The organism is Streptomyces flavofungini (assembly GCF_041028215.1).
In the GTDB taxonomy this organism is placed as follows: domain Bacteria; phylum Actinomycetota; class Actinomycetes; order Streptomycetales; family Streptomycetaceae; genus Streptomyces; species Streptomyces flavofungini_B.
The window spans coordinates 1-7,323 of record NZ_JASKYR010000376.1 but is presented as its reverse complement, the minus strand read 5'-3'; the positions used below and the strand labels follow the sequence as shown (position 1 = coordinate 7,323).

Annotated in this window: 8 protein-coding genes; 3 read left to right on the top strand and 5 right to left on the bottom strand. The window is 72.4% G+C overall.

Translation table 11 applies throughout. From position 1 onward, the window contains the following. Positions 1-83: 83 nt before the first annotated feature. Positions 84-1,805 (bottom strand): penicillin-binding transpeptidase domain-containing protein, encoded by a 1,722-nt coding sequence (locus AB8Z36_RS24110; RefSeq protein WP_440581987.1) that lies wholly within the window; start codon positions 1,803-1,805, stop codon positions 84-86. A 65-nt stretch (positions 1,806-1,870) separates the two neighbouring features. Here AB8Z36_RS24110 and AB8Z36_RS24105 point away from each other — a divergent pair, with 65 nt between their 5' ends. Genes AB8Z36_RS24105 through AB8Z36_RS24095 form a run of 3 tightly spaced genes read left to right on the top strand, consistent with a single transcriptional unit; the run spans position 1,871 to position 3,987 of the window. Continuing rightward, positions 1,871-2,812, top strand: a complete 942-nt coding sequence (locus AB8Z36_RS24105; RefSeq protein ID WP_369215457.1) for a LysR family transcriptional regulator — start codon at positions 1,871-1,873, stop codon at positions 2,810-2,812. Continuing rightward, positions 2,809-3,723 (top strand): serine hydrolase, encoded by a 915-nt coding sequence (locus AB8Z36_RS24100; protein ID WP_369215456.1) that lies wholly within the window; start codon positions 2,809-2,811, stop codon positions 3,721-3,723. Before AB8Z36_RS24105 ends, AB8Z36_RS24100 begins: the two co-directional genes overlap by 4 nt. A 39-nt stretch (positions 3,724-3,762) precedes the next feature. Beyond that, positions 3,763-3,987, top strand: a complete 225-nt coding sequence (locus AB8Z36_RS24095; RefSeq protein ID WP_369215455.1) for a hypothetical protein — start codon at positions 3,763-3,765, stop codon at positions 3,985-3,987. A 6-nt stretch (positions 3,988-3,993) separates the two neighbouring features. Here the strand turns inward: AB8Z36_RS24095 and AB8Z36_RS24090 are convergent, their stop codons facing one another. The 4 genes from AB8Z36_RS24090 to AB8Z36_RS24075 form a co-directional block, all read right to left on the bottom strand. Further along, positions 3,994-4,392: a GNAT family N-acetyltransferase gene (locus AB8Z36_RS24090; RefSeq protein WP_369215454.1), complete on the bottom strand. Its 399-nt coding sequence runs from the start codon at positions 4,390-4,392 to the stop codon at positions 3,994-3,996. Next, positions 4,389-5,225 carry an alpha/beta fold hydrolase gene (locus tag AB8Z36_RS24085; RefSeq protein WP_369215453.1) on the bottom strand — a complete coding sequence of 279 codons (837 nt, stop codon included), beginning with the start codon at positions 5,223-5,225 and terminating at the stop codon, positions 4,389-4,391. The genes AB8Z36_RS24090 and AB8Z36_RS24085 overlap by 4 nt, the downstream gene beginning before the upstream one ends. A gap of 232 nt (positions 5,226-5,457) precedes the next feature. After that, positions 5,458-5,808, bottom strand: coding sequence for a hypothetical protein (locus AB8Z36_RS24080; RefSeq protein WP_369215452.1), 351 nt, complete (start codon positions 5,806-5,808; stop codon positions 5,458-5,460). A gap of 82 nt (positions 5,809-5,890) precedes the next feature. Continuing rightward, complete coding sequence (locus tag AB8Z36_RS24075; RefSeq protein ID WP_369215451.1) at positions 5,891-7,219, bottom strand: phosphatase PAP2 family protein; 1,329 nt, start codon at positions 7,217-7,219, stop codon at positions 5,891-5,893. Between the last annotated feature and the right edge of the window lie 104 nt (positions 7,220-7,323).

The window sequence follows — 7,323 nt, the reverse complement described above, 5'->3', positions numbered from 1 at the left end:
GGTGAGACGCACGGTCGTCCTCTTTCGTCGGGAGCTGAGTTTTCCTGAGGCTTCGTCGGGAGCTGAGTTTCCCTGAGGCTTCGTCAGGAGCTGAGGTTCTGCAGGAATCTGGCCGCGACCGGCCCCGCGTCCGAGCCGCCGGATCCGCCGTCCTCCAGGAGCACGGCCCAGGCCAGGTCGGATTCGCCCTGGTAGCCGATCATCCAGGCGTGGGTGCGCGGTGGCTTCGCGGTGCCGAACTCGGCCGTGCCGCTCTTGGCGTGCGGGGTGCCCGGCAGGCCCTTGAGCGCATGGCCCGAACCCGACGTCACCGTCGAGCGCATCAACGAGCGCAGTTGTGCGGCCACTTCCGGGCCGAGGTTCCTCGGGGCCCGGTACTTCTCGCGCACCCCGTCGGGCACGAGCACCGGCTGGGTGAAGGTGCCGCTCTTGACGGTGGCCGCGACCGAGGCCATCACCAGGGGAGAGGCCTGCACCCGCGCCTGGCCGATCACAGCGGCGGCCTTGTCGTTGTCGCCGGTGTTGACCGGGACCTCACCGTCGTACGTGGTGTCGCCCACGTCCCAGTGCCCGCCGATGCCGAACGCCCGTGCGGTGTCGCGCAGCGCGGAGTCGGAGAGCTTGTCGCGGGCGCCGACGAAGTAGGTGTTGCATGACTGCGCGAACGCCGCACGGAACGTCGAGCCCTCGTCCAGGGCGAACTGGTCCTGGTTCTCGAAGCGCTGGCCGTTGACATGGGCGAACTTCGGGCAGGGCGCGGGGTCACCGGGACGGAGCCCCTGGCCGAGGAGAGCCGCCGTGGTGACGACCTTGAAGGTGGAGCCGGGCGGATAGCGGCCCGCGAGGGCCCGGTTCATGCCGCCGGGCTTGTTGGCGGCGGCCAGGATGTGCCCGTCGCGGGGATCGACCGCGACGATCGCCGCCGTCTTGTCCACCCCCGACAGCGCGTCCGCCGCCGCCCGCTGCACCTTGGGGTCGATGGTCGTCCGCACCGCCCGGCCCTTGCGGGCCTTCGCCCCGACGAGGGTGCGCACGGCCTGCCCGCTCCGCCGGTCGGCGATCACCAGTGCCTTGCGCGGTCCCTTGCCCCCGGCGAGCCGGGCGTCGTAACGGGCCTGGAGCCCGGAGACGCCCTTGCCGCTCTTCTCGTCCACCGTGCCGGTGAGCGAGGCGGCTGCCAGCTCGCCGCCGTCGGCGTCGAGGATCTTCGCCCTGCCGCCCTTGCCGCTGAGCGCCAGTGTCTGCCCCGGCCGCAGCTCCGGATGGACCATCGGCGTCGAGAACAGCACCGTCCATTGCCCGGACCGCTCGCGCAGCCGTGCCCGGGAGTCCCAGGTGTACTCGCCGACCCCGGGGATGCGCATGGCCACCGCGAAGGGCACCTGCACCTCGTCCTCGCCCCGCAGCGCGCCCTCTCCGGCGGTGACCTTCGTCCGGGACGGCGCCAGATTGGTCATCACCGAGGTCAGCAGCGACGCGGCGGTCTCGGGGCTGTCGGTGTACGTGCCCGCGCGCTCGGCCTGCCCCTTCTGCCAGGCACCGAGGAACGACCGGAGACGGTCCTCGGCCGCGGCGACGCGGGGGTCGGCGCTGTCGTCGTCGGAGAGGAGGCGGTGGCCCGCGTAGCCCCCGCCCGCGAGAAGCAGGACGAGGCCGATGATCCCGAACGTCCTCCGGCTCCGGTTCGGTCCGCGGCTGCGGGCGGGGCCGTGCGGGCGTGATGGTGACGCGTCATGTGCTGGTGACGCGGTACGGAGCGGGTCCTCCGGATACTGCGGCGGGTCTTCCGGATACGGGTGCGACAAGGTTCCCTCCCTCGGTGAGCCGTCGCCAGGCGCGGCAGCCACAGTCAAGGCCGCCCCTCGCGGCCATGTCGAATACACTCTCGACGTCGGAGCGATTCGACATCCGTATCTGCGCACGTCAGGGGAGCGTCGTGCTCACCGAACGCCATCTGGAAATCTTCGTCGCGCTGGCGGACGAGGAGCACTTCGGCGCCGCCGCGCAGCGGGTGGGCATCACCCAGCCGCCTCTGTCGCAGGGTCTGCGCCGCCTCGAAGCACTCCTCGGGGTACGCCTCTTCGAACGCAGCCGGGGTGTCACTCTCACCGAAGAGGGCGCGCTGCTCCTGCCGCACGCCCGCAGGGCGCTCGCCGCGCTCACGGAGCTGCGGGAGACCGGGGCGCGGGAGCGGGCCGACGGCCGACGGCTCCGGCTCGGCCTGGCGCCGGAAGTGCCCGCCAGGGTCGCGGCAGCCGTCGCCGCCGCACCGGGCCGCGCGGGCGAGCACACCCGGCTCACCGTCTCGACGGCACCGACCGCCACGCTCCTGTCCGAGACCGCCGCGGGACGGCKCGACCTCGCCGTGATCCGGCACCCCGCGGTGCTTCCCGGACTCGCCTCCGGCGGGGTGGTGCTCCTGCCGACCTGGCGCCTGACGCCCGCCCCGCCGAGCGCCGACGGCGCGGCCGGGGGAAGCGGGCGGCTGCCCGTCGCCGTCCGGCCGCGCGAGGAGGCACCCGCGGCGTACGACCTGTTCATCGACACCCTCGCCAGCCGGGGCCGCCGCGTGGAGACGGTTGTCGTCCCCGACGAGCGCGCCGGGCTGGCCCTGGTGGCGGCGGGCCAGGCCGTGCTGGTGACGGCCGACGCCGGACTCGTGGCCGAGGGCGTCGAACGCACCCCGGCCACCGACCCGCCGCTCCCGCTGCGCCTGCGGGTGGTGTGGGACGCCCGCCGCCCGGACTCCGAGGCCACGGCACGCACGGCCCGCCTGCTGGTGGACGCCCTGGCCCGGCAGGCGGCACGGTGAGCGCGGCGAGGCGGGAGAGCGACGCCCAGCGCGCCATCCGCGGCATGTTCGCGGACGCCGGAGTGCGCGGCTGGCTGCATGTGGCGGAACTGCACCGGCCGACGGCCCGCGTCACGGTCGACCCCGACGAACCGGTGCCGATCGGCTCGGTCTACAAGGTGCCGCTGATGGCGGCCTTCTGCCGGCTCGTGGAGACCGGTGGCCTCGACCCCCGGCAGCGCGTGACGCTCGGCCCCGACGAACGGGTGCCCGGCGTGACCGGCCTCTCCATCCTGCGGGACCCGGTCACCGTCTCACTGCGCGACCTGGTGGTCCTCATGATGAGCGTCTCGGACAACACCTCGGCGCACGCGGTGCTGCGGCACGTGGGCCCGGCGGCCGTCGACGGCCTCTGCCGGGACCTCGGCCTGCCGGACACCCATGTCCTGGGCGGCGCGGCCACGGCGTTCGAGCGGATGGTCTCCGAGACCGGCGCGGAGTCGCTCAGTGCCGCGATGGAACGCCTCGCCGACAACGACAGCACGGTGCCCGCCGGGGTCTACGACCCCGCCTCCAAGGCGTCCTCCACACCTGCCGACATGGCCCGGCTGCTGCGCGCGATCTGGACCGACACCGCGGCCTCCGCCGAGAGCTGCGCCTGGATGCGCGCGACGATGGGCACCCAGGCGTGGTCCCACCGCCTGGCCTCCGGATTCCCGTACGACGACGTGACCGTTTCGGGCAAGACCGGCACCTTCGGCACGATGCGCCACGAGGCGGGCGTGGTCGAGCTGCCCGACGGCGGCGTCTACACCGCCGTCGTCTTCACCCAGGCGGCCCGCGCGGACACCAAACTGCCCAGGGCCGACGCCGTCATCGGAGCGGCGGCGCGCGTCGCGGTGGAGGAGCTGCGGGGCAACGAGGGCACCTGAACCGGGTGGCGTCCCGCTCCCCGGGGTAGACATGGGCGCATGACGCAACCTGTGGACGCGGACGAACTGCTGACGCGCATGCGCGGAGCCCGGAACTGGGCGTCGGACGAGGCCGACCGGAACCTCGCCCTCTCGGAGTCACTGCGGAGCGAGGGCAAGGAGGCGGAGGCCCTGAGCACGAGCATCGAGGCCCGAGCCTTCCGGTCGATCGGCAGGGTGCTCGACGAGATCCTGCAACCGGGCAAGCACACCAACGGCGGCTGACCCGGCTCAGCGCAGGGCGATCAGGCCCGCGTCCGTCGGCTTGAAGCCGCAGGCGTCGAAGTAGAAGGGCCGCAGGTGCTCGTCGAAATCGACGTGCAGCCACTCGCACTCCGCCGCGCGGGCCTCGCGTGCCGCGACCGCGACGAGTTCGGTGCCGACCCCGGACGCCCGCAGCTCCCGGGCGACCATCGTGTCGAGGACGAAGGCGTGGACCCCGCCGTCCCAGGCGACGTTGACGAACCCGGCCAGCTCTCCGCCCCTGCGGGCCACGACCCAGCCGAGGCTGTGCCGACGCACCTGCGCCCACCAGTCGATGGACAGCACGGGATGGTCGAACGCCTCGGCGTGCAGCGCGTTGACGGCCGCGTTGTCGAAGTCGCCGCGCCATGTGCAGGTGATCGTCATGCCCGCATCGTAGGGCCGCCCCCACGGGTGAGGGGGTGCCGGTCGTCGCGGGCCAGACGTTCGGCGAAGGCCAGCAGGAGCGCGGCCGTCCGTGACGGCTCCTCCAGGATCGGTGTGTGACCGGCTCCCGGCAGCATCGCGATCTCCGCGCCGGGGACCGCGCGGTAGTCCGCCGCCGAGGAGGGACGCCACCTGCGGTCCTGGTCGCCGAAGATGACGAGCAGCGGTTTCCCGACGGCTGCCAGCCGGTCCGGCAGCGCCCGCTCGTTCAGATAGCCGGTCGAGGCCCGCATCGCCGCGGCGACCGCCTGGAGGGACATGCCGCGCAGCTCGTCGATGAGGTCGCGCGGAACTTCGTAGCCGGGCCGGAACCCCGTGCTCGCCATCCGGCGGAGCTGGTCGTCGGCGGGTGGCCACCGGTCGGGGTCGAGCGCGGCCTGGTCCGGCGGTGCGATGAAGGCTGCCATGCTCGGGCCCGTGTTGATGAGCGCGAGCGCGGCCACGAGGTCGGGGCGCTGCTCGGCGAGGGCGGTGGCGGCGTACCCGCCGCTGGAGTGGCCGACGACGACGGCCCGCCGCACGCCGAGCCGGTCGAGCGCGTCGCCGAATCTGCCGGCCTGCCGGGGGAGTGTGTAGTCGTGGTCGGCGGGCGCGGCCGAGCGGCCGTGGCCCGGCAGGTCGAACCGTATGACGTGATGGGCTGTCAGCAGCGGCACCATGGCGTCCCATGAGCGGCTCGACGCCGCGGAACCGTGCAGGAGCAGGAGGACGGGGGCGTCATCGGGGCCCGCCGTGTGGACGTACAGGTCACCGTGTGCGTCGGGAGAGGTCATGGGCCCACTGTCGCCGCCCGGGCGCCGCGGTGGCTTGTACTTTTGTTCCCTCCCGCTGTGGCCGACGGCCGTCCTGGCACGGGGGACGGGGTTGACCGCGGCTGGTTCCGCCGCCTGGCACGTCGCCTGTCGGCACGGGCGGCGAGGCCGCCGCCCTTCGGCGAGGCGGCGCACCGCCTCGCCGAAGGGCAGACGCACGGCATCGGACGCGGGCGCGCCCGGTCAGGTGCTGCTAGACGTAGACGACGCAGATGTTGGGGACGTAGCCCACGGTGCCCTTGTAGTTGACCTTGCGCCAGCCGTTGTACTTGTCGATGCCGCACGTGTTCTTGTACGTGCCGCCCATCTTGCCCGAGATGTCGCAGCCCTTGGCGCCCTTGGGCCAGGTGCCCAGGATGGTCGACTTGGTGGTGGCCGACTTGCGGATGTTGAGCGTGCTGACCGACTTGAGGGCCTTGCACTTCGCCGCCGCGGCGGTGGCCACGGTGCCGCTCTGCGGAGCGGACGCGGCGGACGCCGCCGGTACGAGACCGGCCAGCGACAGCGCCGCGACGACCGCGGGAACGATGAGACGCTTCTTCAAAGGGTGCTCCACTTCTGATGAACCTGTACGCGCGCCCGGGGGCGCGGGGTGATCTTACGTGTACACGCCATGAGCGAGGGAATCAGGCCAGGGCCGGTTGCGGTTCCGGCCGCTGGGCCGACGGGGCGTCCGCGGCCCACTGCCTGGTGGTGCGTACGTAGCCGTGGATCACCGAAGCCATCGCCAGGATGACCAGCGGCCCGAAGGCCCACGGGTGGGTGGCCATCTCCATCGGCAGGTAGCGGTAGGAGAGCAGGAGCGCGGCGAAAACCACTGCTCCGTGGGTCACGAGCCGGGTCGCGGAGCGGTCCCAGCCACGGTCGAGGGCGCGCAAGGACGCCTCGATCGTGAGGGCGAAGACCACGCCCGCGACGAGGTCGACTCCGTAGTGGTAGCCGAAGCCCAGTGTCGCGGCGAGCGTGGCGGTCAGCCAGAAGGTCCCCGCGTACCGGAAGAGGCGCGGGCCCTTGCGGGAGTGGATGAAGATCGCGGTGGCCCACGCCGTGTGCAGGCTCGGCATGCAGTTGCGCGGGGTGATCCCGTCGTAAAGCACCGGGTTCGGAGCGGTGACCGGCGGCAGTGTGTGCGGCCACAGATCCGACACCGCCCACTCCACCCCGCCGGTGCCCGAGGTGCCCGGACCGTAGGCGAAGATCGGCCCGACCACCGGGAAGAGCATGTAGAAGGCCGGGCCCACCATGCCGATGACCAGGAAGGTGCGCACCAGGTGATGGCTCGGGAAGCGGCGTTCGGCGGCCACGTTCCGCAGCTGGTAGAGCGCCACGACGATCGCGGCGACGGCGAGCTGCGCGTACACCAGGTCCAGGGTGTTGACGCCGACCGGTCCGGTGGCCTCAAGCATCCGGCCCGCGAGCCAGGACGGGTTGCCGAGCGCGTGATCGGCCATCGCCACATAGGGATCGAGCACCGTCGGGCGGGTCTTGGAGGTGATCAGCAGCCAGGTGTCACCTGTCTTGCGACCGGCCACCAGGAGCAGGCCGAGGCCGACGCCCTTCAGGAGCAGGACGCGTTCCGGCCCGGTGCGGCGCGTGACGGCGATGACCGCGACGCCCAGAATCACCCACAACGCGCCGTTGCCGAAGAACTGCCCCTCGGGTGTCTCGACGTCCAGCGCCCATCGCACCACGATGAAGACGATGTCGATGCCGATCGCGGCACCGGCCGCGATGGCCCGCTGCCGCCAGGTGAGCACCACCATCATCAACGCCATACCGCCGTACAGCGGACCCGGCTTGGGAGGGAAGAGCACCTCGCGCGCCTGGTTGGTGATCGGCCCCGGCTGACCGGCGTACCGGCGCGCGACGATCTCCAGCGCGACGAGGAAGCCGAGGGCCACCACGCCCGCCGTGAGCCACAGGAGCACCCGTGGGCTGCGCCAGTCGACGGACATGATCCTGCGGCCTCTTCGCGAAGACACCCGCGATTCTGTGGATATCAATTGTTTGACCGATTTGTTGGTTGTCGTTGGCGCCCAGGTTAGCCGTCGTGCCGCAC

What these genes read in the sequence shown, in the direction of transcription:
- AB8Z36_RS24095 (WP_369215455.1), top strand. Translation starts at nt 3,763, where the DNA reads ATGACGCAACCTGTGGACGCGGACGAACTGCTGACGCGCATGCGCGGA.
- AB8Z36_RS24090 (WP_369215454.1), bottom strand. Translation starts at nt 4,392, where the DNA reads ATGACGATCACCTGCACATGGCGCGGCGACTTCGACAACGCGGCCGTC.
- AB8Z36_RS24085 (WP_369215453.1), bottom strand. Translation starts at nt 5,225, where the DNA reads ATGACCTCTCCCGACGCACACGGTGACCTGTACGTCCACACGGCGGGC.
- AB8Z36_RS24075 (WP_369215451.1), bottom strand. Translation starts at nt 7,219, where the DNA reads ATGTCCGTCGACTGGCGCAGCCCACGGGTGCTCCTGTGGCTCACGGCG.